This window comes from Aquidulcibacter paucihalophilus (genome assembly GCF_002105465.1).
In the GTDB taxonomy this organism is placed as follows: Bacteria; Pseudomonadota; Alphaproteobacteria; order Caulobacterales; family Aquidulcibacteraceae; genus Aquidulcibacter; species Aquidulcibacter paucihalophilus.
On sequence record NZ_NCSQ01000174.1, the window covers coordinates 12,697 to 37,768 of the forward strand.

Here is a 25,072-nt window from a genome sequence, read left to right on the forward strand (position 1 = left end):
GACCCTAGCCTTTGACCATCCTTCATCCTTGGAGCCTGTTATGACCCCTTCGAAAAGCCTGATCCCGCAAGTCTCCGGTGCAAAGATTCGTTCGCTCTCCTTCATGCTGGTCTCCAGCATTGCTTTGGTAGCCTGCGCCAGCACGAAACCGGCCCAGCCAATCGTGCCAGAAACGGTCGCACCCGTGGCGAGCGCCAATGCTGAAGCAGCGCCAACGGTCGCGCCAACCGCACCTGCCGCCGCTAGCGGTGTAGCCTCAGCCCCCTTGGCTCCGGCTGCCCCTGCGCCTGACGCTGGCCAATCAGATGCGATGCGTGGGGGCGAGGCGCTGTCTCCGTTTGCCTCTATCGCCGAAGCAGGCGAGCGGGTCTTTTTCGAGACCGACCGCTTTGATCTAACAGACGAGGCCCGCGCGATCCTGACGCGCCAAGCTGCTTGGATCAGAGCCAATCCGGGCAAGCGCGTTTTGATCGCTGGCAATTGCGACGAGCGCGGCACGCGCGAATATAACTTGGCCTTGGGTGCCCGCCGCGCCAGCGCAGCGCGCGACTTTCTAACCAGCCTTGGCATCAGCCCAGACCGGATTGAAACCGTCTCTTACGGCAAGGAACGCCCGATTGATGATCGTCCAAATCCAGAAGGCTGGGCCGTCAACCGGAACGCGCACACGATCCTGCTGGATTAATCATGGCCAGATTTCACCTCGCCCCTTCGATCAAGCGCCACCTGGCAAAACCCTCACGCGATGCGGCAAAGCCCCGCTTGTTGACTGGGGTATGCCTAAGCCTTTGGATGGTTGGGGCGGGCGTGATGGCGATGGCTGAACCCGTCTGGGCGCAGGCGCGCGGTGCAAACCCGCCTCCTGCGGCCAAGCCAAGCGGGCCGACCCCGGTCGTGATCCCGCCTGTTTCAGCCGAACCCATCTCGGCGCGCTTGATCATCCGCCTGGAACAGGTTGAGCGCCAAGCCGCTGAATTGACAGGCCGGATAGAAGTTCTCGAAGCCGAATTGGCCAAGCAGCGCGAAAGCCACGCCCAATTGGTGCGGGAACTCGAAGCCGAACGTGCCGCCAACGCAGCGCTGGCGAAAGCAGAGCCTGCGACGGTTGAGAGCAGCGCCCCCGTGCCAGCCGAAGCACAAGCCCTGACCGCAGAGCCTGCCCCACCGCCCAGCGCCGAGGCCTTGTTCAACGCGGCCCAATTGGCATTACAGCGCGGCGATTATCTGACGGCAGAAACCAATCTGAACACGCTGGTCAGCACATTTCCAACCGCGCCCGAAGGCATTGAAGGCCGCTGGCTTTTGGGAGAAGCCCGCTTCGTCCAGTCGGCATGGGGACCTGCAGCGGAAGCCTATTTAAGCTATTTAGATGCCGCACCTCAGGGGCAACGGGCCTCAGAATCGCTGGTTCGGTTGGCGGGCGCTTTTGGTCAATTGGGCAATTCGAAAATGCGCTGCCAAGCGCTGGCGGAATTTAGACGCCGCACGCCAAGTCCAGACCCAACACTCAAGGCCCGGGCAGATGCCGAAGTGGCGCGGTCGCCATGCCCGACCACCTAGCGGCCAAAGGCGTGGAAACGGGTGCCTCTTGCCCCATCGACCAAGCCTTACCCGCCCTCTTCCGTAAGCTGGATGACTGGCACCAAGATTTCGGCGGCCCTTTCCTCATAGCCCTATCGGGCGGCGGCGACAGCATGGCCTTATGCCACTTTGCCGGCACGTGGGCGAAGGCCCGCGGCGGCGCTGTGCATGCGGTCTCGATTGACCATGGATTGCGGCCCAGTTCGGCGGCAGACGCCGCCCAAGCCATCCAATGGGCTGAGGCGCTAGGCCTAACAGGTGAAGTGGTCCAGCTAGCCGAGAGGCCCGCCACAGGCGGTCTACAAGAATGGGCGCGCCACGCGCGCTACCAGGCCCTTGCCCAAGTTGCGGCCCGCCTCGGGGCAAAAGTGATCTTGGTTGGCCATACGTGGGACGACCAAGTGGAGACCCTTTGCTGGCGGCTTGCACGGCAAACCGGTTTGGATGGGCTGGCTGGCATGACAGAGCTGGCGATAAACCCCGGCGCAGATCCTGAAGCCCCAAACCTGCTCGCAAGGCCGCTTTTGGGGCTGAAACGGGCTGATTTACGCGTGTGGCTGAGCCGCAACGGGCAACACTGGCTGGAAGATGAGAGCAATCAGAATCTTGATTTTGCCCGCATTCGGACACGGAAACGGGTGCAAGCTATGGCCGCCCAGGGGGTCAATCTAGACCGGATTATCCGCCTTGCGGCCACGGCCGACGCGCTGCGCAGGCTCCAAGAACAAGCAACCCGGGCGCTTCTTGCACGCTGCAATTTGTCTAACTCCGCCACAGGCTGGCAGGTGGACGCGGCAGGCTTTTGGGATGCAGAGGCCGTGATGGCCGAACGGGCCTTGGGCTGGTTGATCTATAGCCTTACCCCAGTTGATCGCCCGCCAGAGGCCGACAAACTCAGGCGTTTATGGAGCGCGCTTGCGGCTAATCCGCAGCGTGCACGAACTTTGGGCGGTGTCTTGTTTGTACAGCGAGGGGCCTATCTTCTGGCCAAACTGGCCCCGGTGCGGCGGGACCAGAGCCCCGCCAAAGGCCTCTCATCCCAGAGCCTATGGGCGCGTCTTTTTGCCGTTTCACGCCAACCACACGAATTTGTAACCCAATTAAATTGGATTCGCGCAGAAGACGGGCTTACATCATTGGATTGAACGACTATGTTAGACTCACCCGCCCTGACATGAGGTGCTGGGTAGTTGATCATCCCCCACCGGGGCGGTGATTTCAGAAAGAGATAACGATGAAGCTGCGCGATCTTGCAATATGGGGATTTTTGGCCTTGGCACTGGTGACAGTGTTCACCTTAATGAACCGCCCTTCCCCTTCTGCCTCCATGACGACGATGGCCTATTCTGCCCTGTTGGACGAAGTGGACAATGGGCGGGTGAAGGAAGTCACCATTGTTGGCGACCAAGCCCGTGGTCGTCTGCAGGATGATAGGCCTTTCGTTGCCATGGTTCCCGCTCAAGCGACGGATTTTGTCGCACGCCTTGAGAAGGCCAATGTCGAAATTCGCGCCGAATCTGTGCCACGCACGCCATTCTTGAGCGCGCTGATCGCGAACTTATTGCCCTTACTCATCATGGTCGGCCTTTGGTTCTTCCTGATGCGCCAAATGTCAGGCGGTGGCGGCAAAGGCGGGGCTATGGGCTTTGGTAAGTCCAAGGCAAAGCTTCTGACCGAAAACAAAAACAAAGTGACCTTTGACGATGTCGCAGGCATTGATGAAGCGCGCGAGGAATTGCAAGAAGTCGTGGACTTCTTGAAGGATCCTTCCAAGTTTCAGCGCTTGGGCGGCAAAATCCCCAAAGGTGCGCTGCTGGTTGGCCCGCCTGGCACGGGTAAGACCTTGACCGCGCGTGCGGTTGCGGGCGAAGCCAATGTGCCCTTCTTTACCATCTCAGGCTCTGACTTTGTGGAAATGTTTGTGGGCGTCGGCGCAAGCCGCGTGCGCGATATGTTTGAGCAAGCCAAGAAGAATGCGCCTTGCATCATCTTCATTGACGAAATCGACGCGGTCGGCCGCCATCGCGGTGCCGGTCTTGGCGGCGGCAATGACGAGCGAGAGCAGACTTTGAACCAGCTTCTGGTCGAGATGGACGGTTTTGAAGCCAATGAAGGCATCATCATCATCGCTGCAACCAACCGCCCTGACGTGTTGGACCCAGCGTTGCTGCGTCCCGGCCGCTTTGACCGTCAAGTCACCGTCGGTCTGCCCGATATCTCGGGCCGCGAGAAGGTTCTGAAAGTCCATATGCGCAATGTGCCACTGGCGTCTGATGTGGATGCCAAGACCATCGCCCGCGGTTGCCCTGGCTTCTCGGGTGCGGACCTGATGAATCTCGTCAATGAAGCGGCCCTGTTGGCTGCCCGTCGTGGCCGCCGCTTGGTCACCATGCAAGAGTTCGAAGACGCCAAGGATAAAATCCTGATGGGTGTTGAGCGCAAAACCATGGCGATGACGACCGAAGAAAAGAGCCTGACGGCCTATCATGAAGGCGGGCATGCTTTGGTGGCTTTGACCGTTCCCCATACCGACCCTGTCCATAAGGCCACCATCATTCCACGTGGCCGCGCCTTGGGCATGGTGATGCAATTGCCCGAGCGGGACAAATTGTCCTTCAGCTACCGCCAAATGATGAGCCGCTTGGCCGTGATGATGGGTGGTCGTGTGGCCGAGGAATTGGTTTTCGGGAAAGACGCCATCACGTCTGGTGCCTCGTCAGACATCGAGCAAGCCACCCGCTTGGCGCGCGCCATGGTTACACGTTGGGGCTTCTCCGACGAATTGGGCACGGTTGCCTATGGGGAGAACCAAGAGGAAGTCTTCTTGGGCCATTCAGTCTCGCGCACCCAGAATGTGTCGGAAGCGACCGCCCAAACCATCGACAAAGAGGTTCGCCGCTTGGTCGAGTGGGGCAATGCCGAAGCAACCCGCATTCTGACAGAGCGCCGGGCCGATTTGGAAATCTTGGCGCAAGGCTTGTTGGAATATGAAACCCTGTCGGGCGAGGAGATCAAGATCTTGCTCGAAGGTGGCTCAATCAAGCGTGATGACGCCGTCACACGGCCACCGGCCGGGCCTTCTTCGGCTTTGCCAACCATTGGCAAGAAGAGTGGCGGGACAACCTCCACCGGTCCTGAACCTTCCCCGGCCTAACCCCAACAAACCCCTCCCAAATTGGGAGGGGTTTTTTGTAGGTGGCAGCTCGATGAGGACGACATGGCACGCGATTTGACGAAATTTACCCCGGCAGAAGCCGTCGCTTCCCTTTCAGGCTGGCAAGAGGTTGCGGGGCGTGCCGCACTCGAAAAAACCTATCATTTTGCCGATTTCAAACAGGCTTTTGGATGGATGACGCGCGTGGCTCTCAAGGCCGAGCAGATGGACCATCATCCCGAATGGTTCAATGTCTATGCGAAGGTCCATGTCCTTCTGGCGACCCATGATGCCGATGGGATCACGAATTTGGACCTGGAATTGGCCAGCTTTATGGATGCTTGCGCGGCGAACTGAGACTCACGGCCCCTAATTTCAGAAAAAAAGAGTTAATTTAACTCGGTGATAACCACGCAAACCCTTTCTATCCCTTAGGACAATGGGGCCCCTTCGGGCCCTTTGCTATTGGCTTATGGGATTGTGACATGGGTGCGCGCACACGGTCAAAGATGGATGGTTTGCAATGGCGGCAGCGCGTCACACGTGACGGGCTGTTGGGTGCTGGCATTGTAGCAGGATCGGCCATCAGCCTTGCAACCCTGACCTTCAATGCCCAAGATCCCAGTTGGAATGTGGCGGGCGGCGAGAAAGTCAGCAATTGGTTGGGTGAGCCTGGCGCGGCTTTGGCCGACTTTGTACTGCAAATCCTGGGTATTGGTATCATCCCGGCCCTCTTGGCCTTGATCGGCTTTTGCTTCCTTGCTCTGCTGCATGGACCAGGTGGAGTTCCCCGCTTGCGCCTACGGGCTTGGTTGGCGACCCTTGGTGTTGTGATGTTTGCGGCCGCCGTTTCGGGCCTGCCCCATGCCCCTTCTTGGCCAATGCGAACCGGGCTGGGCGGCTTGATTGGTGACGCCGTCTTGCACGTCCTTGCCCTGCCCTTCGCCGGGGCCCAAAGTGGGGAAGGCTTTGGTGCGGTCATCGCGTTTGCGATGGCGCTGGCATGCGGGGCAGTAGCGATGCAATTAAAGCGCAGCGACCTGGATGCCGCGATTGATGCGGCGACCTATGGCTGGGCCAGCCTGCGGGTCGCCGCCGATGATGTGACGGCGCGCTTTGGCGGTACCAAGGCTCCGGCCCGCAAAAGCACCAGCAGCGCGCGCAAGAAGTCTGAGCGCCCTGTGGCAACACGTGACATCGACCCCCATGATGTGGCCTCCATCGCCGCCCGCTTTGCCCCAACAGACGCGAAAGCCGGTGTCGCGCGCGATGTCTGGCGGGAGCCCGAGGTTCACACCACCAGCTATGAAGCCCCTGGCTATCTCGCTGGCGATATTCCCATTGAGCGGCCCAAAGCCCCCCGCCAGTCCGAACGTGCAGGCCGCGAGGCCCAGGGGGTTCTGCCCATGTATCCGGCAGGGCCAGACTTTCAATTGCCGCGCCTCGACCTATTGGCCAAGCCAAAGCCACGTGTAGCCCATCATGATGAAGCGGGCTTGAAGCAAAATGCCCGCCTGTTGATGACCGTCTTGAGCGATTTTGGCGTTAAGGGCGAAATCCTCAACGTCCGCCCGGGCCCGGTTGTTACCCTCTATGAGCTGGAACCTGCCGCTGGCGTCAAATCAGCCCGCGTGATTGGTTTGGCGGATGATGTGGCGCGCTCGATGTCGGTACAAGCTTGCCGGATCGCGGTGGTCCCTGGACGCAATGCGATCGGGATCGAACTACCAAATGCCCGGCGCGAAACCGTCTATCTGCGCGACCTGTTGTCGACCCAAGATTATGAAAGCGGTCGCCAAGAATTGCCACTGGCTTTGGGCGAAACCATTGGTGGGGAGCCCTCGGTCGCAGATCTGGCCCGCATGCCACACTTATTGATCGCAGGGACCACCGGCTCTGGTAAGTCGGTGGGCATCAATGCGATGATCCTGTCGCTTCTCTATAAGATGACGCCCCAGCAGTGCCGCTTCATCATGATCGACCCCAAAATGCTGGAATTGTCGGTCTATGACGGCATTCCCCATCTGCTCGCCCCGGTTGTGACCGATCCGAAAAAGGCTGTTGCCGCACTCAAATGGGCGGTGCGCGAGATGGAAGATCGCTATCGCAAAATGAGCAAGATCGGGGTGCGCAACATCGGTGGCTATAACCAGCGCGCGGCCGAAGCCCAAGCCAAGAATGAAACCTTCTCGCGCACCATGCAGACCGGCTGGGACCGGGAAACCGGCAAGCCAATCTATGAGACCGAGACCTTTGAGCTTGAACATATGCCCTATATCGTCGTGGTGATCGACGAAATGGCCGATCTGATGTTGGTCGCTGGCAAGGATATTGAAGGCGCTGTGCAGCGCTTAGCACAAATGGCGCGGGCCGCTGGCATCCATCTGATCATGGCAACCCAGCGCCCCTCAGTCGATGTGATCACCGGCACAATCAAAGCCAATTTCCCGACCCGTATCTCTTATTCGGTGACCTCGAAAATCGACAGCCGCACCATTCTGGGCGAACAGGGTGCCGAACAACTCTTGGGCCAAGGCGACCTGCTCTATATGGCGCAAGGTGGAAAAATGCGCCGCTTGCATGGCCCCTTTGTCGCCGACAAGGAAGTGGAAGAAATCGTCGCCAGCTTGAAGGCACAAGGCGCACCGGAATATTTCGACGAAATCACCGCCGATGCGGACGACGACAATCCCTATGCTGATGGGGCTGATCTCGATGGCATGGCAGGCTCTGGCAATGATTTGTTTGACCGCGCGGTTGCTATTGTCGCGCGCGACCGCAAAGCCTCAACCTCTTACCTCCAGCGTCGCCTATCCTTGGGCTATAATCGCGCGGCCAGCTTGATTGAGCGCATGGAGCAAGAAGGCATGATCAGCCCACCCAACCATGCCGGCAAACGCGAAATCTTGTTGCCGGATCATGGGTGAAGCTTGGGCCCATCCCAGCCGCAGTCACGTCTTCCACTTGGCCGCAAAATCGCCGTATCGGAAAGCTAGAGCTTAGCCATGAACAGACGTCACCTACTCCTAGCAGGACTTGTTGGCCTGATGCCGGGCATTGGCCAAGCGCAAGCCTTGTCCGGTGCCCAGCGCACCGCCGCGATTGCCTCACTGGCGCAGTCGATCAATGCCATCACCCGCATCCAAGGCCGTTTCCTGCAGACCAATCCCGATGGCAGCACGGTCGGCGGGCGCTTTTGGTTGCAGCGGCCCGGTAAAGTGCGGTTTGAATATGACGCCCCCTCACCGCTCTTGCTGATCTCGGATGGCGCGACGGTTAGCCTGCAAGACAGGCGCTTGCGCACAACCGACCGCTATCCTCTGCGCAAAACGCCCTTGTATTTCCTGCTGAAAGCCAATGTGAGCTTGGAGAAGGACGTGTTGGTTACCGGGGTAGAAAAACGTGGCGGCATGACCATCATGGCCGTGCGCGATAAGGCGCGGCAGGCCGATGGCGAATTGACCATCACGTATGACGACACCGCCAAGCAATTGCGCGAATGGGCGATTGCGGACCGTCAAGGCCGCGTCACGCGCGTGCGCTTGGTCGAAGCTTCCACCGGGGCTGCGATCAATCAGAGCCTGTTTGCCACGCCAGGGCCCACCCGCAAATATGATCCCAAAAACTAAAGCTCGCGAAATTGTGACAATTGCGTCACACGCAACAATTAAATACTTTTAATCTTGCTTTTGTTTTGGAATGTGTCTATCTTGCAACTCATGGATGCAGGTCATCCGGACTGGCGTCGTCCCCCCGCTTTCAGTCCGCGACCGCATTACCATCGCCGGCTTTCTCCCCGGCGCAGACCCGGCGTGCCCTGCGCTGATCGTCTGAACGCCCGGCCTTCATGGTCGGGCGTTTGACGTTTCAGGCCCCCCACTCAAAAAGGCTTCACCGCGCCAAAAAAGGCGGTGGTGGCAATCCCGATCCAATAGCAATAAGCAATCATGCGGCCGCGACCGATGGAGATTTCCAATTGGGTTTGGGCGGCTTGATTCGGCCCTTCGGCCAGTACCCGAAACAAGGTCGTCCATTCCCGCATGATAAAGCGCAGGCCCAAGCCAAACACCAGCATCAGCGCATAGGTGAACATTTTGGCGGGATACCAGTAAGAGCCCGTCTCAATCGCTAAAGGGCCATGGCCCAAGAAGGCAAGAATTGATACCGCAAAGAGAGCGGGGATCAAGGCAAAGCGAACTTTCTCATCGAGCTTGGTGAGGGCGATGCCGGCATCGGTCTCGCGCTTGATAAAGGCGGCCCAACACAAGGCCAACCAAGTCAATGCCAAGGCCCACATCATGCCCAGGCCAATCCCATCCAAGAAGGGCACAAAGCCATAGAGATGACCCATGTGCAGCCCAAGCGGAAGCAGGAGAATAATGCCCGTGCGCGCTAAAATATCAATGCGATAGGCGGTCTCCATATGGCGGCGACGCTCGTCCAAACTAAGGTCGCGATTGGTCACATGGTAGGAAGTTTGGAACACCCCCCACTCACCACCCAACCAATAGACCATGGCCAATATGTGCAGCCAGCGCACCACATCGACTTCATTGATGACCATGTTTCCCCTCGACCTCCCCTTGATGGTTCTGTCTCAGCTTAAATGATATATCCTTTCGCACAAGTGACAAAAGAGCGCACCTTGTCTGCTATTCCGGCGCGACACCGACAACAGCCTTGCCGATGTTTTGGCCCTGCACGAGCCGCTCAAACAGGGCGGGAGCTTGGTCTAGACCGGTCACGCGGTCCTCATGATAGATGAGGCTACCTGCATGGATCCACGCGCTGGCCTCTTTCACAAAGGCATCCCACACCGGATAGAAGTCATAGACGACCAGCCCCATAACATGGGCGCGCTTTCCCACGATCAGCCCCGCATTCAGGCCGGGCGGGGGTTGGTCTGCATGATATTGATCGACAAGCCCGCACAAGACCATCCGCCCATACAGCGCCAAGCGCATCAGGGCTTTAGACGCCATATCGGTGGAGACATTTTCGAAATAGACGGTCGGTGCCTCTGGCAAGGCTTCCGTCAGCGCTTGCTCCCAGCCGTCGCTTTTATAATCGATACAGGCGTCAAAGCCGTAGGTCTCTGTCACCAAAGCGCATTTTTCTGCACCACCTGCAATACCGACAATATGCTTTGCCCCTTTGATGCGCGCAATTTGGCCCACCGTGCCACCGACTGGGCCTGCCGCAGCATCGACCAGCACCACGTCGCCCGGGCCTACTTTGGCTAATTGCGTTATCCCCGCCCAAGCCGTCAGGCCCGGCATGCCCAGAACACCTGCATGAGCCGCCAAGGGGGCAGCATTTGGGTTGAGCAGGCGAAAGCTGCCGGGGCCAAGATCGGCCATTTCCCGCCAGCCCACTTCCATGGCATGCACCCAGTCCCCGGCTTTGACGCCTGCGGCCTTGCTTTCCACGACCTGACAGACTGCGGCTCCGGGGATCGGGTCGACACCCGGCCGTGGGGCTGGTTCGCCCATATGCTTACCGCGCAGCCGCGAGCCGACATAGGGGTCAAGCGAGAGATGAACGACGCGCCCCAGAACCCCGCCCCCTGGACAGACGGGGGCATCCATCTCCACGACCGCAAAATCATGGGCACAGGGCCGCGCCGTCAGGATGTGCTTCAGGACGACCTGCTTCATAACTCCACCACTTCAAACAAAATGCCATCTGGACCACGCAGGGTGGCCGCCCGCCTGCCTTGATAAATCTCGCCCTGATGCACGGTCGGGGGCGTAATCAGCCATTTAGCGTGTTCGCGTACCCGCTCGCGGAAGTCCGGCAGCACAATGGTCGAAAGACTAACCCCCTGCGGCAATCGACCCTTCCAGCCAGGGCGCGGCCCTGCGGCTGGAGGCAATTGGTCAAACTCAAAAAAGACATCGCGGGCGTGGGTTAGGGTTGCGATGGTGAACTTCTGCTCATAGGGCACGCCAAAGGCATTGGCCAGCATCGTATAGACAATGTCCATGTCCCGCCCAAAGCTCAGCCCCAGCACATTCTGACACCAGTTCAGGGCACCTTGAAGGTCAGAGACCGCGCAAACATGGATGAATTGGCGGTCAATCAAGCTGGTGGCACGCGGCAGATCATACATGGGCAGATCGTCGCGAATTTGCGTAAGATAGACGATCTCATCATCCGGGCCTTGAACTTGCATCGGATAGATGGCTGGCATGCCATCCAATTCACGCGGCGGACCAATGATTTTGAACGGGCTTTGCAGCATCCGTTCATTCACTTCCAAAACGTCCTTGACACAGATTTCAATGGCCGCCCAGCCATAGGTTTTGAGGGCTTCATAGTCGGGATGGGGCTGATCCTCGATCAGGCGCAGATAAATCTCAGCCCCGCTTTCAGGCTGCATCACCACATAAGGCAGGCCCGCGCTTTCGGGCGCACCCCACGAACTAGCAAGGTCGCGCGCCAATACGCCGCTCTCGACCGTGCGATAAAACAGCCAGTCACGGTATAAAGCCTCAGACCGTTTCAGATCACGGACGTTTAATGTCGCAGCGCGCAAAAGTTTCACTTGCTTCCTCCCTAGAAAGCAATGGATATATCTTTTGCTGAAATTATGGAAGCCAGCAAACCAAGAGTCGAGGACGGACCATGCCAGCCTATATGATTGTCACCGTGCGGGTTCATGATCGCGAGCGGTTTTTGGAAGTCTATGGCAAACCAACAGCAGCCTTGATTGCCCGCTTTGGCGGCACATACATTGTTCGCGGGCCGGGGTGTGAGAGCTTTGAAGGGCCGCGTGCCAATGGCCTGTCGGTTGTTGTGTCGGAGTGGCCGAACAAAGCCGCCATTGAGGCCTTTTGGAATAGCCCTGAGTACCAGCCCTTGAAAGCTGCGCGACAAGCCATCTCAGAGGCCGATGTGCAAGTGGTTGAGGTGGCCTGATGCGCGCGCTTGCAGCCTTCATAATCGCCCTGATCGCAGCTGGATCGGCTTGCGCAAAAGGCTTGCCCCCGCCGGGGCCGGATCAGCCCTTAATTGGCGCACGGATGGAGAACCCGGCCTTGAGCGCGCGAACCATCGTTGAACGCGCAACAGCCCAAGCGGGCGGGGAAAGCTGGCGTCGCCCCACGACCCTGTTTCTGGAAGGCTATGGCACTTTTTATGCCCCAGACGGTACGCCCTTGATTCATGAGAGCCACAAGATGTGGCGCGTCTATCCCGAGTTTAAACCCCAAGCCCATAATGCCGATGGCAAAGTACGGATTGAGAGCCGTCGGGGTGGCAAAATCGTGACATTCTTGGCCTTTGATGGCGCGCGGACCTATGGCCCAGATGGCATTTTGCCCCCGTCGGCGGCAGATAAGCAATGGGCGGAAAATTTTGGTTTTGGCGTCATCCGCTTTGCCTTGGACCCCGGCTTTACCCTTGCCCGCCAGCCCGATGACCTGGTTGACGGCCAGCCGGTCTATCGGATCGAAGTAACAGACCCCACCGGAGCCAAGACCTTGTTTGGTATCTCGCGGGCCGATTATGCCATCCTGTCAGTCGGCTTTGCCACGCCGCGCGGCTGGCATGAACGCATCTATTCCAATTTCTATCGCAAGCCCGGCTTATCGTGGGTCCAGCCTGGCCGCATCCGCCTGTATTACAACGGGGTGAAACAGAATGAGATTGTGTGGCGCGATTTCAAATTAAATGAGCCGATGGCGGATGGTCTTTTCACCGGACCATGATTAGGCTGGCATTTGGTGCCAACGGAGAGCCCGCGATGAAGCCTTGGATAATGCGGCCCATGTTCCTGACCTTGCTGGCCGCAGGCCAAGCCCATGCGCAAAGTTTGCCGCCCAGCGTGACGCAAGAAGCCCGGACTTTGCCGGGTCTATCCCAGTCGGGCGAGATCATTATGGATCGGGCTGGCATTCCCCATATTTATGCGGCCAATGCGCGCGATGGCTTCTTCCTGCAAGGCTATGCTGTGGCGCGCGACCGGCTGTGGCAGATAGATTTGTGGCGCAAGCGCGGGCTCGGCCGCCTCACCGCCAGCTTTGGCCCAAGCTATGTCGAACAAGACCGTGCAGCCCGCCTCCTCCTCTATCGCGGCGATATGGCCGCCGAATGGAATGCCTATCCATCTGACGCCAAGGCGTGGACTGAAAGCTTTGTTGCGGGCATCAATGCCTATATTTTAGAGACCGAGCGCGGACACCAAAAGCTTCCCATCGAATTTGTCGCAACCGGCACAAGGCCAGAGCGCTGGGAAGCGGATGATGTGGTGCGCATTCGCTCGAATGCATTGGCTTCAAACCTCACCTCTGAAGTGGCCCGCGCCCGCGCGCTGTGCGGTGGGGATGTGAAGCTAGAGCCTTTACGGCGCAGGCTAGAGCCGGCCACAGACGTTAAAATCCCGCAAGGCCTCGACCCCTGCAGCATTCCCCAAGCGGTCCTCGACACTTTCACGCTCGGCACCACCGACGTGAAGTTTGACGGAAAAGTCTTGGTTATGGCCCGTCACGATCACGAAAGCCAAGAAGGTTCCAACAATTGGGTGATCGGCCCAGAGCGCAGCGCTACGGGCAGGCCCATCCTGGCAAATGACCCCCATCGCGCCCAATCCATCCCCAATCTGCGCTATCTCTCCCATATTGATACGCCCGAATTAAAACTGGCAGGGGCAGGCGAACCGGCACTACCCGGAATCAGCTTTGGCCATAATGGCGAGATTGCTTGGGCTTTGACGATCTTTGCAATTGACCAACAAGATCTGGTCGTCAACGACGCCAAAGTCGCCTTGAAAACAGTCCGCGAGACCATCGAAATCAAAGGCCAAGCCAGCCAAGAAGTCGTGCTAAAATTCAGTGCCGATGGGCCAATCCTGTATGAAGATCCCGCAACCCAGCGCAGCTTTGCCTTACGCACGACTTGGAGTCAGCCCGGCGGCTCTGCCTATTTCAACGCGGCTTGGGCCTTTCAGGCAAAGTCGTGGGATGCGTTTTTGGTCGCCCGCAACCATTGGGGCGCGCCGCCTCTAAACTTGCTCTATGCTGACCAGAAGGGCGATATTGGCTGGGCACCAGGTGGCTTTGTTCCCATCCGCAAAACCGGTGATGGCTTGTTGCCTGTGCCGGCTGGCGATGCCTACAATTGGACTGGCTTGCTCGACCCCAAGCGCATGCCCGTCCAGCACAATCCGAAAGAGGGCTTTATTGCGACCGCCAATGAAAGGAATGTGCCTGCGGGCTATCCCCACTTTCTGGCTTTGGAATGGGCCGACCCGAGCCGGGCGACCCGCATCCATGAAGTGATCCGGTCCAAACCCAAGTTTGGCATCGCCGACGCCATGGCGCTTCAGAATGATGTCACCTCCCCCTTCGCGCGGCGCACGGTGGCGCTCCTCAAAGACCTGAAAGGGCGAAGCCAAGCCGAAGTCTCTGCCCTGTCACTCTTAGCCGGGTGGGATGGCTCTATGGGCGTGGACTCTGCCGCTGCGGCCTTGTTTGAGATTTGGGTAGGCCGCTTTGTGGGCGAGAGTGCGGTTAAGCATGTGGTGCCCGAAGCAGCCCGCGCGACCTTTGGCCGTCCGCCTGCAATCTCAGTCATTCCCGTGCTGGAGGCTGGATCCTTACTGGGCGCGGATCCCGCCCAAAAGCGGGGCGAAATCCTGCTGGAATCGCTTGGGCTTGCTTGGGCTGAGGCTGAGCGTCTTCTGGGGCAAGACGCGCGCCAATGGCGCTGGGGAAGCTTACATGTTGCGGATTTCAAGCCCGCGTTGCCCATTCCCGGACGCGACGGAGAGCGCCGCGTCGGCCCCTTCCCCATCGGGGGCAGCGGCACAAGCCCCAATGCCACAAGCTGGACGGGTGACTATAAATTTGCCTCCGGCCCTTCGGTGCGCTTGGTGATAGATGTGGGGGCGTGGGACAATAGCATGGTGATCAATAATCCCGGCCAATCGGGCGATCCAGCCAGCCCCCATTATCGCGACCTCTTCCCACTATGGGCCAGCGGCCGCTACGTGCCGTTCGTGTGGACCCGCGCGCGGGTTTTGCAAGAAGCCGAACACGTCATCCACGTGACGCCGGGGCGCTAGAGGGACGCGGGGGTCTAGATGGCCCCTCCTGCCCCTATAAATTCCCAACCACCACACGAAACGGATGGATGGTGTGGGACTTGAATACACCTGCACGCGCATAGGGATCGTTGGCGGCAAAGGCCTCCACGGCAGCTTGATCGGCGACATCGAGGATGAAATGCGACCCGATCGGCCCACCGTCTGGTGCATCTAGAACAGGACCGGCCAACTTCACCGCGGCACCAAAGCTGGCGACATAATCAAGATGAGCTGGGCGCGTCGCCAAACGTTTGTCCAAAGCGCCTGCATGATCCAAGCATGTCAAAAGAAATAGGGTCACTAGTCTGCCTCCACCTTGAATGGCCGCGAAAGAAGCTTTCCAATGGCCTGCGCGACATCAACCCGTCCAGCCAAGATGGCAGCGACAGCTTCACAAATCGGCATGGCAACGCCCTTGCTGGCGGCAAGTTCTAATAGCGCTGGGGCGGTGGAGGCCCCTTCGGCGATGCTGCGTTTGCCCGCTGTGGCTTCTTGGAAGCTCTGCCCCTGGCCCAAAGCATAGCCCAAAGCAAAATTCCGCGACGTGGCGCTTGAACAGGTCAAGACCAGATCGCCCAAGCCGCAGAGGCCGGCCAGTGTGCGGGCGTCCGCCCCCATGGCGACGCCAAGCCGCGTCATTTCGGCAAAGCCGCGCGTGATCAAGGCTGCGCGCGCACTTTCGCCAAGGCCCCGGCCTTCGGCCATGCCACAGGCGATGGCTAAGACGTTTTTCACCGCGCCGCCGATTTCGGCCCCCACCAGGTCGGTTGCGAGATAGGGCCTGAAAGTCGCAATGCCGATCAACTCAACCAAGCGCGCGCCAATTTGTGAGTCCCCGCACGCCAAAGTAACCGCTGTGGGCAGGCCGACGGCCACGTCTTTGGCAAAGCTCGGCCCCGATAAAACAGCGCCAACACAGTTTGGCAGCACTTCGGCCAACACATCGGTCATCAATTTCTGCGTGCCCTGCTCAATGCCTTTGGAGCACAAAACGACAGGCGTGCCTGCCCGCACATGAGGGGCGAGCCCGCTTAAAGTCTGGCGCATGAATTGGGCTGGCACAACCGCCAAAATAGCATCGGACGAGGCCAAATCGGCTAAATGACCCGTGGCACGAATGCGAGGAGACAACTTAACCTGGGGCAAGAAAAGACTATTTTCGCCAGTCGTCGCAATGCTGTCCAGAACTTCGGGCTCGAGCGCCCAAAGGCAGACAGTGTGGCCCGCGGTGGCGGCTACTTGCGCTAAAGCAGTGCCCCAAGCCCCTGCTCCAAGGATGCCAATTTCTGCCATTTTGTGCCTGTTTCCCTCCGAAAAATTTGACGCCGCCGTCAGATTCATAAAAACTGAACATTTTGTTGATTGTTCATTATTTTTAGTCTAAGGGGTTTCGCATGGATGACAAAGCAGAAACCCGCGATCGTATTCTGGAAGCCGCTGGCCGGCGGTTCGACCATTACGGTTACAATAAAACAACGATGTCTGAGATCGCTGCCGACCTCAAGATGTCGACGGGAAATCTGTACAGATTCTACCCTTCCAAGCTGGATATTGCCGAAGCCTTTGCCCGCGCCCATGAGGTCGAGGAAGATGCCATTATGGAAGGGATTGTCGAGTCCGCCAGCCCAGCCGAAGTGCGGATGCGCGAGTTCCACCGTACGGTGCTGGAACGCACGTTCAATATGATTGATAAAAACAAGAAGCTGTTTGAGCTTGCCCAAGCGATCACCCAAGAGCGCCCAGCCTATTCAAATCGGCGGCTAGCGGCAGAGCGGGTCTATCTTGAGAAAATCTTGAAAGACGGCATTGAGGAGGGATCCTTTGACCCGTGCGACAATCTCGACGAATTGGCTGAAATGATCCAATGCGCCACCATGAAGTTCCGCTTCCCTCAGCTCTATAATTGCTTCCGCATTGATATGCTCCGGCGTGAACTCGAAGGCACCATGGATTTGCTCTATCGCGGCCTTCTCAAGCGCTAATCCGAAGAAGCCCTGCGCATTGCCCGCTTGGATGGGTGCGTTTTATTCCCGCCGAAACCGAAGCAAAGAGCGGGGACCCCAAAGGACTTTGCGGCACGAGGTCCCCGATGGGCGGACGTCATCGGGCCCGTCAGCCTTGCGGTGAAGTTTCATCCCGAAAGCTTTGGTGCAGTCCAGTCAGGCTGCACGCCATAGGCTGTCCCCTCTAAAGACCCGCCGACACCCCTCCCAAAGCCGCTCCCTGTTTCCTTACTGCTAATTAATGAACGATGTGCAAATTGTTCATTGACAAGCGTGCAGCGTTTTTCTATATAGACTGCATAAACACACAAAACAGAAACGGATCCTCCCCATGACCAACACAAATTCGAACCCACATCTCTGGAGCTTAACCTTGGCAGCCTTCCTCGTGCTCTCCATCCTCGCCCCAGTTGGCGAATTGGCAGCCCGGGCAGCTGGCTACTAAGCCCAGAACATCGGGCTTCGGCCCAAGCCTTCTAGCCAACCTTTTCCCAAGCCCCACGTCTCCCCCCCCCAAAATCGGACGTGCTACTCCGCCGCCAAAGCCCCCCGCTTTGGCGGCATTTTCCTGTGTGAAGCGCTAGACTTGGTAAGGAATGAGCGACCCTTTTGTGCGATAAGGTGAGCAGGAAGCGGGGGTGCCGAAGCGTCACGCCTGCCAAAGAGGCAGATATCAAGTGACCAAAACGGCGTCTGAGGCACCCATTATCAGCGTGATCATCCCAACCTTTCACCGGCCAGACGGTGCCTTGGCGGCGGTGCGCTCCATTCTGGGTCAAGAAAATGCGCCATCGCTGGAGATCATTCTGGTCGATAATGATGCCAAACAATCCTGCAAAGCCACGGCAGACCTCTTGGCACAAGAGGTGGGTCAAACGCCCTTCATCTATGCGGTCGAGCCCGCCGCCGGGGTCGCCAATGCACGCAACAAGGCCGTCAGCCTTGCGCGCGGTGCCTTCATCGCCTTCCTGGATGATGATGAAGTGGCCAAGCCAAATTGGCTGGCTAATCTGGTCAGAGCGCAACAGGAGACGGGTGCGGATGTGGTGTTTGGCCCGATTGAAGCCCGCTTGCCCGTTGAGCACAACGTGCCGCACACCTATTTTCAAAACTTCTTTTCCCGCAGACTTGATGGGCCAACGCGCTTGATCGACATTCCTTATGGCTGCGGCAATTGTTTTTTAAAGCGCGAAACCGTCTTCACCAAGGCAGAGCCCTTCAACCCGGCTGCCAATGAAACCGGGGGCGAGGATGATATTTTATGGCGCGAAGTGGTGGCCAAAGGTGGCCGGTTCGGCTGGGCTGAGGATGCATGGGTCTATGAAGACGTGCCACCCAGCCGGGCGACTTGGGCCTATCTGACCAAGCGTGCCTTTGCCTTTGGCCATAACACCACCGGCCAATGGTATCATCGGGCCGACCGGGATTATGGGCGCATGGTGTTTTCCATGGTCAAAGGCGTGGCGCAGGCGCTGGCGCTGGCACCCTTGGTCGCCCTCTTATGGGTGACCCGGCATGAGCGTTTAGCTTGGGCCTATGACAAGATGTGGCGCGGGCTTGGCAAAGTCTTTTGGTTTGGGCCGTTCCGGGTTGGCTTCTACGGTGCCGCCGCAGAGAAAAAGCAAGTGGCTGCCCAAAAGGCCTAAGCCTTCGCCCCCTTACGCCCCGTCTTATACATGGGGGCAGCGCGCGCAGCTTCGCCATCCAAGGGCCAGCGCGGACGGGCTGGCGCATCCAAATCATCCGACAGGCCTTGGGCCAAACGCTCTGCCCCGGCAAGGGCAATCATCGCAGCATTATCGCCACAATAGGCCAAGGCCGGGGCGAAAAAGGACCAGCCAAACGTGTCGCATAATGCTTCTAATCGGCTGCGCAGCGTTAGATTGGCTGCCACCCCGCCTGCGACGACAAAGCGGCCAGTCTGCCCCTCTGGCAGCGCCATGGCCGTGATGGCCTGACGCGTGCGATCCACCAAAACATCGCCAACAGCGGCCTGAAAACTGGCACAAAGATCGGCAATATCCTGCTCCGTAACGGTGCCCAACGCCGCTGCCTCACGCGCAACCGCCGTCTTGAGGCCGGCAAAGGAAAAGTCGCAGCCGGGCCGGCCCTTAAGGGGGCGGGGCAAGTCAAACCGTTTGGGGTCCCCCGTCCGCGCCGCCCGCTCTACCGCTGGCCCACCGGGATAGCCTAGCCCTAAAACTTTTGCGGTCTTGTCAAAAGCCTCGCCCACCGCATCATCAATCGTCGAGCCCAAGCGTTCACACGCATCCAGCCCGCCAACCCGCAAGAGCTGGCAATGCCCGCCCGACACCAGCAGCAATAGGTAAGGAAAGGGCACATCGGCTTCCAACCGGGGCGAGAGGGCATGGCCTTCCAAATGATTGACCGCCACCAGGGGCAAGTTGCGCGCCAAGGAAATGGCCTTACCCGTCAACAGGCCCACCATCACCCCACCAATCAGGCCAGGCCCTGCAGTTGCCGCCACGCCGGTTAAATCTTGGAAGCCGAGGCCTGCCTGGGTCATGGCCTGATGGATCACATGGTCAATCACCTCAACATGGGCGCGGGCTGCAATCTCGGGCACCACCCCGCCATAGGGCGCATGGGCCTCAATCTGACTGGCGATAATGCTGGACAAAACCCGCGCCCGACCATTCTGCAAAGCCACCACAGCCGCAGCAGTTTCATCGCAACTGGTTTCCAGTCCAAGGACGATTTGTGGATCAGAAGTGGGTATCTGTCGGCTCATGCTGGCTCCGAAGCTTGACCTGCCTTGCCACTAGGGGTGATTAGTAAGAGATGCAACGCTCTGAACTGGAACCTATCATGCGCATTGGTGCTCGCGGCTCTCCTCTTTCGCTGGCCCAGACCGGCCAACTGCGCGCCCTATTGGCCAAAGCGCTGGGAATTCCAAGCGCCGAGATAGACGATAAGCTTCCCATCGTGCCAATCACCACGACAGGCGACCGCATTCAGGATCGGCCTTTAAGCGAAGCGGGCGGCAAAGGTCTGTTCACCAAGGAGCTTGATGATGCGTTGTTGGATGGCCGGATTGATTGTGCCATTCACTCCCTCAAGGACGTGCCGACCCAATTGCCAGATGGCATCGTGCTATTGGCAGGACCTGAACGAGAGAACCGCCGCGATGCGTTGGTGACCGTTTCAGGTGCCGGGCTTGAGGATCTCAAGCACGGAGCGGTGATCGGCTCTGCCAGTCTGCGACGGGCCGCGCAATTGCTGCATGCCCGCCCGGATCTGACCATCGTCTCGTTACGCGGCAATGTCGGCACGCGGCTTGAGAAACTGAAGGCAGGCCAATGCGATGCAACCCTGTTGGCAGCCGCAGGCTTGGCGCGACTGGGCTTTAGCGATGTGCCCCATGTCTTGTTGGACCCCGTCGCCATGCCGCCAGCTATCGGCCAAGGCGCGTTGGCCATTACAGCGCGCGCAGGCGATACGGCAACGGCAGCAGCCTTTGCCAAGATCGCAGACCCTGTAACCGAGATTGAAGTGGCCGCCGAGCGGGCCTTCCTGACCGCCCTAGACGGGTCGTGCCGCACCGCCATTGGTGCGCTGGCAAGCTTGGACGCCTCGGGCACATTGACCTTTATCGGTGAAGCCTTGCAGGCCGATGGGCAAGAGCGGTGGCGCCTTGATGGGTCCCTTGCCCATGCCACAAAAGATAAGGCCGAGGCGCTGGGCACAGAGCTGGGCCAAAAGGTCAAGCACATGGCTGGCAATGCCTTCGCAGGGGCGCATGGATGAGATGAAAGCCTGTGTGATTACGCGGACGGAACCCGGGGCCCATGCCACTGCAGAGGCGGTGCGTGACCTTGGACTGAGCCCGCTAATCATGCCAGCAGCTCGGGTGGAAATCACCCCTGCCACCCTCGACCTTGACGGCGTACAAGCATTGTTGATGACCAGTGCGGCGGCTGCCCGAGCCATTCAGGTGACTGAGACGCTGAAGGCCTTGCCCCTGTATGCGGTTGGCGATGCCACGGCCGAAGCAGCCATTGCGGCGGGCTTTGAAACGGTGATTTCTGCCGGTGGCGACGGGGCGACTTTGGCGGTCTTGGCTGCCGACCGCATGAGCCCCAGGCGGGGCGCCTTATTGCACTTGCGGGGCCGGGAAGTGGCGGGCGATGTGACAGGCATGTTGCGCGCCTGTGGTTTTGAAGCGCGCCATGTGGAGGTGTATGCCACCCATGACCATCCTGATTTCAAAGCCAATATTGTGGCCCTGTTGGCCAAAGACAGCGGCTTTATCCTGATCCATTCGCCTGCAGGGGCACGCAGGCTTGCTTCTGCTGTAAGCGAACGTGGGGTGGGTTTGGCGGCATGGCGCATTGTGGGCCTGTCGGCTGCTTGCATTAAGCCTCTGGAAGAATTGGGTTTTAAGTCAACCCACGTCGCGGAAACACCCGATGAAGAAGCGCTGATGGATGCCTTGCGTGACGAAGTTGAGAAACAAAGCCTTGAGTGAATGGGCGCAGCAGAGTTTAACTAGAGTATGGCTGAAGAAAAAATTCCCCCAGACCCGCTTGATTCGACTGTAACGCCAGAGCCGAAGGCTGAAAAAAGGCCGGTTTCAGACCCGTTTTTGGATGCCCAATTGCGGGCAGGTAGCGCGATGAGCTCTAAAACGGCGGAGTCAGGCGTCAGCGCGCCGGTCTTTCCAACAACGCCCAGCGAAACGACGCGCGGGCGGAGCGGTGGGGTTGGGCTTTTCACCGTCCTGCTATTCTCCACGGCCGCAGCCTGCGGTGGTGCCGTTTTGGCGCTGGTTGCCTTAAGCCAGCCAAACATGATGAAGCAGATCGGATTGGGCCAATTGGTTGCGCCAGACCAAAGTGAGTCTGGCGCGCAAGTCGCCGCTGTTGCGGCACGCTTGGCCGCCCTGGAGGGGCGGGTCTCTCGCCTTGAGGGAGCAAAGCCTGCTGCCGCCCAAACCCAACCACCCGGACCAGCTGACCCCGCTGCACCTGCCGCTGCACCTGCCCCTTCAACAGCCCCTGCACCAACCGTGGATACGGCTGCTTTAGAAGGCGAACTCAAAGGGGTTTCAGGCCGGGTTACCGCCATCGAGACACGTCTAGCGGCCTTGGACCCAACGGGAGCAGGTGGGGCCATCATCGCCAGTCTGCAGGCTGAAATTGCGGGCCTGAAAATCATGGTCCAAACCCTGCAAAGCCAAGCCGCCCAAGCCCCATCACCCGGCGTGACCTTTGCCGTTATTAATCTGGTTGAAGCAGCCAGCAGGCCTGGCCCCTTCTGGCCCGAATTTGAAACGGTGCGCGCGGCCTTGCCGGGCTTGCCCGAAGTGGCGGCCTTAGAGGATTTTGCCCGCAAGGGCGTACCGACCCGGACGCTGTTGCAAGAACGCTTCACTGCGCTGGAACCCGCCATTGTTGCCAGCGACCGCGCCGCCCAAAAGGAAAGCGGCTTTTGGGGTTGGATCAAGGGCTTTTTTGCCGATCTGGTGCGGGTGGAAAAAGTGGCCGATATCAATGGCACCAGCGCCCAGTCCAGCTTGTTGCGGGCCAAAGTGAAACTGGATCAGGGTGATCTGGCTGCTGCTGTGGAAGAAGTGAAGGCCATCAGCCCTGCCCCGGAAGTCGTCACCGAATGGATCACCGGGGCACAAAATCGCTTGGCCTTAGAGAGCCGCTTGGCTGCCGTACGAGGTGCGGTTGAGCGGGGTACACGCGCCCCGCCGCCGCAAGCAGCAAACCCCGCGCCAGCGGCTGCAAATAGCGCCCCGATTGGCATTATTCCTGCAACCCCCGGCCCTGTTGGGGCTCCTAAAGCGCCTCCTGCCCCACAAAAGCAAGGAAACCTGCCATGAAACTGATCCGATTGATCGTCCTGATCATTTTGGGACTAGCCATGCTGGCAGGCTTTATCTTTCTGGCCATCCAGCCCGGCGAGATTGTCTATAATGATGGCCTGAGTAAGGTCAGCGTCAGTCCGGGCGTTGCTGCTGCGATCTTGATGGGCATTACCATTCTGATGACGGCAACTTGGGGCTTTATCGGCTGGCTGTGGAGCTTGCCCGGACGCATGAAGCGCGCGCAACAGGAAAATGCGCGCAAAAAATGTTTGGACACATTGGGTCTGTCCATGGCCGCCTTTGAGGCCGGTGAGATTTCAGAAGCGCGCCGTCAGGCGCAAAAGGCCTTGGGCTTTGCCCCCGATGCCGCCAGTGCGAAATTCTTGGCCGCCAAGTCTGCTGTTGTGGCGGGCGACGGGGCAGCTGGCGAGCGCCTCTATGGCGAACTGACCGATGTGGCGGGCTATGGCGTTGCCGCCCGCCGGGGCTTGGCAGAGCTTGCCCTTAATCGTGGCAATCTGGCCGCAGCCATTTCCCATGCGGAAGCCGCGTTGCAAAGCTCGAAAAAGGCACCTTGGCCTGCTGAATTCCTGTTTAACCGCCGTGTCTTGGCGGCCGATTGGGATGGCGCATTGGCTGCGCTCGATGATGCCGAGAAGCGTGGCTTGGTTGGTCAAAAGACGGCGACGCGCAGACGGGCTGTGGTTTTGGCCGCCGCGGCGCACCGGGCAGAGCGCATGATGGAGCCAGCCCAAGCGCTTGAACTTGCCCAACGCGCCAGCAAATTCGCGGCAGGCTTTGCCCCTGCTGCTGTGATGGCCGCCCGCCTGCAAGCCATTATTGGGAAGCAATGGCAGGCAGCAGGAACCTTGGAATCCGCGTGGGAAGCCTCGCCCCACCCTGCTTTGGCGATTGCCTATAAGGATCTGAAGAGCGAAGAAAGCCCACAAACCCAAGCCCGCTGGCTGGATGGGCTGATCCGCCTCAACCCCAATCATCGCGAAAGCCGCATTCTGGCAGTTGAGCAGGCTTTATTGAGCCAAGATGCGGTGACGGCGATCCAAGCCTTAGAACCTTTATTGGCCGAGCGGCCTACCTCCCGGATTCTGGCCCTGCGCGCGGCTGCGGCCAAAGCCTCGGGCGATGAAGCAGGCGCGCGGGAATGGTTGGCAAAGGGCTCTAACGCCCCGCGTGAACCAGACTGGTCAGACCTTGATCCCGATGGCAGCGCCTTTGCCTATGAGGATGCCGATTGGGCGCGTTTAATCGAATCCTATGGCGAGCGCGGCCTATTGATCCATCCCCGCCTTGAACGCTCTGATACCGAGCGCTTGGTCGCTCCAGAGCTTGCGGCCTTGACTGAACGCACCTTAGCCACCCGCGTCGCCAGTGGCGAGGCAGAGCCTATGGTGCCCGATGATCCAGGGATTGGCGCGTTTGACGGCTTGGGCGCTGACGAGGATACGGATGAAGATACGGCAAGTTCTGCCAAAAAGTCGTGGTTGAAATTCTAGTCTGGCTTAAACGGCAACCGCGGCCTTAATGTGCGGGTGGGCTTGATAGCCCTCCAGCTTGAAATCCTCATAGCTGAAGCCGAACAGGTCTGTGATCTCTGGATTGAGCACCATGCGCGGCAGGGCCATAGGCTCACGCGAGATTTGCAACCGCGCTTGATCCAAATGGTTCAGATACAAATGCGCATCGCCCAATGTATGCACAAATGTGCCCGGTTTCAGGCCCGTCACTTGTGCGAGCATCAGGGTCAATAAGGCATAGGACGCGATATTGAAGGGTACGCCCAAAAACACATCGGCCGAGCGTTGGTATAATTGGCAACTCAATTTGCCATCGGTAGAGACGTGGAACTGGAACAAACAATGGCAGGGCGGCAGCGCCATATCGTCGACATCGGCTGGATTCCAAGCCGAAATCACATGGCGACGCGACCAAGGGTTGGACTTCAGATTGCCAACCAATTGGCTGATCTGGTCGATAGAGCGGCCATCAGGTGCGGCCCAAGACCGCCATTGCTTGCCGTAAACCGGGCCCAGCTCGCCTTCAGCATCTGCCCATTCATCCCAGATCGAACAGCCATTTTCTTTAAGCCAAGCAATATTGGTTTCCCCGCGCAGGAACCATAAGAGCTCAATAATGATGGAGCGTGTGTGCAGCTTCTTGGTGGTGAGAAGGGGAAAGCCATCGGCTAAATCAAACCGCATCTGCCGCCCAAACACACCCAAGGTGCCGGTGCCCGTACGGTCTTCCCGCTTTTGGCCATTTTCCAATATATCAGCCAGCAAGGCCTGATAGACACGGTCGGCATGGGTGGCAGGAACAGTCTCTGTCGCGGGGGAAAAATGTCCATCAGCCATGAAGTTTCTGGTCCTATCTTGGGCGTTGCTTACCTTATC

23 protein-coding genes are annotated in these 25,072 nt (G+C 58.9%); 16 read left to right on the plus strand and 7 right to left on the minus strand.

Going from position 1 to position 25,072, the window contains the following annotated elements:
* Positions 1–40 precede the first annotated feature (40 nt).
* The 7 genes from B7364_RS16635 to B7364_RS16665 all read left to right on the plus strand — a co-directional run bounded on the left by B7364_RS16635 (position 41) and on the right by B7364_RS16665 (position 8,364).
* Positions 41–685, plus strand: coding sequence for a peptidoglycan-associated lipoprotein (locus tag B7364_RS16635; RefSeq protein ID WP_232780941.1), 645 nt, complete (start codon positions 41–43; stop codon positions 683–685).
* Between the two features lie 2 nt (positions 686–687).
* Positions 688–1,560 (plus strand): tol-pal system YbgF family protein, encoded by an 873-nt coding sequence (locus B7364_RS16640; protein ID WP_085341178.1) that lies wholly within the window; start codon positions 688–690, stop codon positions 1,558–1,560.
* Positions 1,545–2,726, plus strand: a complete 1,182-nt coding sequence (gene tilS / locus B7364_RS16645) for a tRNA lysidine(34) synthetase TilS (protein ID WP_085341179.1) — start codon at positions 1,545–1,547, stop codon at positions 2,724–2,726. The genes B7364_RS16640 and tilS overlap by 16 nt, the downstream gene beginning before the upstream one ends.
* An 89-nt stretch (positions 2,727–2,815) precedes the next feature.
* Positions 2,816–4,735, plus strand: a complete 1,920-nt coding sequence (gene ftsH, locus B7364_RS16650; RefSeq protein WP_085341180.1) for an ATP-dependent zinc metalloprotease FtsH — start codon at positions 2,816–2,818, stop codon at positions 4,733–4,735.
* A 63-nt stretch (positions 4,736–4,798) separates the two neighbouring features.
* Positions 4,799–5,092, plus strand: coding sequence for a 4a-hydroxytetrahydrobiopterin dehydratase (locus B7364_RS16655; RefSeq protein ID WP_085341181.1), 294 nt, complete (start codon positions 4,799–4,801; stop codon positions 5,090–5,092).
* A gap of 128 nt (positions 5,093–5,220) precedes the next feature.
* Positions 5,221–7,662 carry an FtsK/SpoIIIE family DNA translocase gene (locus B7364_RS16660; RefSeq protein WP_085341182.1) on the plus strand — a complete coding sequence of 814 codons (2,442 nt, stop codon included), beginning with the start codon at positions 5,221–5,223 and terminating at the stop codon, positions 7,660–7,662.
* A 78-nt stretch (positions 7,663–7,740) separates the two neighbouring features.
* Positions 7,741–8,364: a LolA family protein gene (locus B7364_RS16665; RefSeq protein ID WP_085341183.1), complete on the plus strand. Its 624-nt coding sequence runs from the start codon at positions 7,741–7,743 to the stop codon at positions 8,362–8,364.
* 251 nt (positions 8,365–8,615) lie between these two features.
* Here the strand turns inward: B7364_RS16665 and B7364_RS16670 are convergent, their stop codons facing one another.
* The 3 genes from B7364_RS16670 to B7364_RS16680 all read right to left on the minus strand — a co-directional run bounded on the left by B7364_RS16670 (position 8,616) and on the right by B7364_RS16680 (position 11,282).
* A complete protein-coding gene (locus tag B7364_RS16670) occupies positions 8,616–9,299 on the minus strand; it encodes a hypothetical protein (RefSeq protein WP_085341184.1) in 684 nt (227 codons plus the stop codon).
* 88 nt (positions 9,300–9,387) lie between these two features.
* Positions 9,388–10,392 carry an MDR family NADP-dependent oxidoreductase gene (locus B7364_RS16675; RefSeq protein ID WP_085341185.1) on the minus strand — a complete coding sequence of 335 codons (1,005 nt, stop codon included), beginning with the start codon at positions 10,390–10,392 and terminating at the stop codon, positions 9,388–9,390.
* Positions 10,389–11,282, minus strand: a complete 894-nt coding sequence (locus B7364_RS16680; protein WP_085341186.1) for a VOC family protein — start codon at positions 11,280–11,282, stop codon at positions 10,389–10,391. Before B7364_RS16680 ends, B7364_RS16675 begins: the two co-directional genes overlap by 4 nt.
* 80 nt (positions 11,283–11,362) lie before the next feature.
* Here B7364_RS16680 and B7364_RS16685 point away from each other — a divergent pair, with 80 nt between their 5' ends.
* Genes B7364_RS16685 through B7364_RS16695 form a run of 3 tightly spaced genes read left to right on the plus strand, consistent with a single transcriptional unit; the run spans position 11,363 to position 14,801 of the window.
* Positions 11,363–11,656 carry a DUF1330 domain-containing protein gene (locus B7364_RS16685; protein ID WP_085341187.1) on the plus strand — a complete coding sequence of 98 codons (294 nt, stop codon included), beginning with the start codon at positions 11,363–11,365 and terminating at the stop codon, positions 11,654–11,656.
* On the plus strand, positions 11,656–12,447 hold the full coding sequence (locus tag B7364_RS16690) for a hypothetical protein (protein ID WP_085341188.1): 792 nt from the start codon (positions 11,656–11,658) through the stop codon (positions 12,445–12,447). The genes B7364_RS16685 and B7364_RS16690 overlap by 1 nt, the downstream gene beginning before the upstream one ends.
* Positions 12,448–12,482: 35 nt before the next feature.
* On the plus strand, positions 12,483–14,801 hold the full coding sequence (locus B7364_RS16695) for a penicillin acylase family protein (RefSeq protein ID WP_085341357.1): 2,319 nt from the start codon (positions 12,483–12,485) through the stop codon (positions 14,799–14,801).
* 34 nt (positions 14,802–14,835) lie between these two features.
* Here the strand turns inward: B7364_RS16695 and B7364_RS16700 are convergent, their stop codons facing one another.
* Positions 14,836–15,123 carry a YciI family protein gene (locus B7364_RS16700; RefSeq protein ID WP_085341189.1) on the minus strand — a complete coding sequence of 96 codons (288 nt, stop codon included), beginning with the start codon at positions 15,121–15,123 and terminating at the stop codon, positions 14,836–14,838.
* Entirely contained in the window at positions 15,123–16,115 is a 993-nt protein-coding gene (locus B7364_RS16705) for an NAD(P)H-dependent glycerol-3-phosphate dehydrogenase (protein ID WP_085341190.1), read from the minus strand. The genes B7364_RS16700 and B7364_RS16705 overlap by 1 nt, the downstream gene beginning before the upstream one ends.
* 101 nt (positions 16,116–16,216) lie before the next feature.
* On the opposite strand from B7364_RS16705, the gene B7364_RS16710 reads away from it, so the two are divergent.
* Positions 16,217–16,804 carry a TetR/AcrR family transcriptional regulator gene (locus B7364_RS16710; RefSeq protein WP_085341191.1) on the plus strand — a complete coding sequence of 196 codons (588 nt, stop codon included), beginning with the start codon at positions 16,217–16,219 and terminating at the stop codon, positions 16,802–16,804.
* A 698-nt stretch (positions 16,805–17,502) separates the two neighbouring features.
* Positions 17,503–18,471 (plus strand): glycosyltransferase, encoded by a 969-nt coding sequence (locus B7364_RS16715; RefSeq protein WP_157893765.1) that lies wholly within the window; start codon positions 17,503–17,505, stop codon positions 18,469–18,471.
* On the opposite strand, the gene tsaD is transcribed toward B7364_RS16715, so the two are convergent.
* Positions 18,468–19,577 carry a tRNA (adenosine(37)-N6)-threonylcarbamoyltransferase complex transferase subunit TsaD gene (gene tsaD, locus B7364_RS16720; RefSeq protein WP_085341193.1) on the minus strand — a complete coding sequence of 370 codons (1,110 nt, stop codon included), beginning with the start codon at positions 19,575–19,577 and terminating at the stop codon, positions 18,468–18,470. The two genes, B7364_RS16715 and tsaD, sit on opposite strands and share 4 nt — an antisense overlap.
* A 50-nt stretch (positions 19,578–19,627) precedes the next feature.
* Here tsaD and hemC point away from each other — a divergent pair, with 50 nt between their 5' ends.
* The 4 genes from hemC to B7364_RS16740 are packed head-to-tail and all read left to right on the plus strand — an operon-like array spanning position 19,628 to position 24,175.
* Positions 19,628–20,593 (plus strand): hydroxymethylbilane synthase, encoded by a 966-nt coding sequence (hemC, locus tag B7364_RS16725; RefSeq protein ID WP_198534305.1) that lies wholly within the window; start codon positions 19,628–19,630, stop codon positions 20,591–20,593.
* The gene (locus B7364_RS16730) at positions 20,586–21,314 is read left to right on the plus strand and encodes a uroporphyrinogen-III synthase (RefSeq protein WP_157893766.1); all 729 of its coding nucleotides are present in this window, start codon (positions 20,586–20,588) and stop codon (positions 21,312–21,314) included. The genes hemC and B7364_RS16730 overlap by 8 nt, the downstream gene beginning before the upstream one ends.
* A gap of 27 nt (positions 21,315–21,341) precedes the next feature.
* Positions 21,342–22,676, plus strand: a complete 1,335-nt coding sequence (locus B7364_RS16735) for a COG4223 family protein (protein ID WP_085341195.1) — start codon at positions 21,342–21,344, stop codon at positions 22,674–22,676.
* Positions 22,673–24,175, plus strand: coding sequence for a heme biosynthesis HemY N-terminal domain-containing protein (locus B7364_RS16740; protein WP_085341196.1), 1,503 nt, complete (start codon positions 22,673–22,675; stop codon positions 24,173–24,175). Before B7364_RS16735 ends, B7364_RS16740 begins: the two co-directional genes overlap by 4 nt.
* A gap of 6 nt (positions 24,176–24,181) precedes the next feature.
* On the opposite strand, the gene B7364_RS16745 is transcribed toward B7364_RS16740, so the two are convergent.
* The gene (locus B7364_RS16745; protein WP_085341359.1) at positions 24,182–25,033 is read right to left on the minus strand and encodes a thymidylate synthase; all 852 of its coding nucleotides are present in this window, start codon (positions 25,031–25,033) and stop codon (positions 24,182–24,184) included.
* Positions 25,034–25,072: the final 39 nt, after the last annotated feature.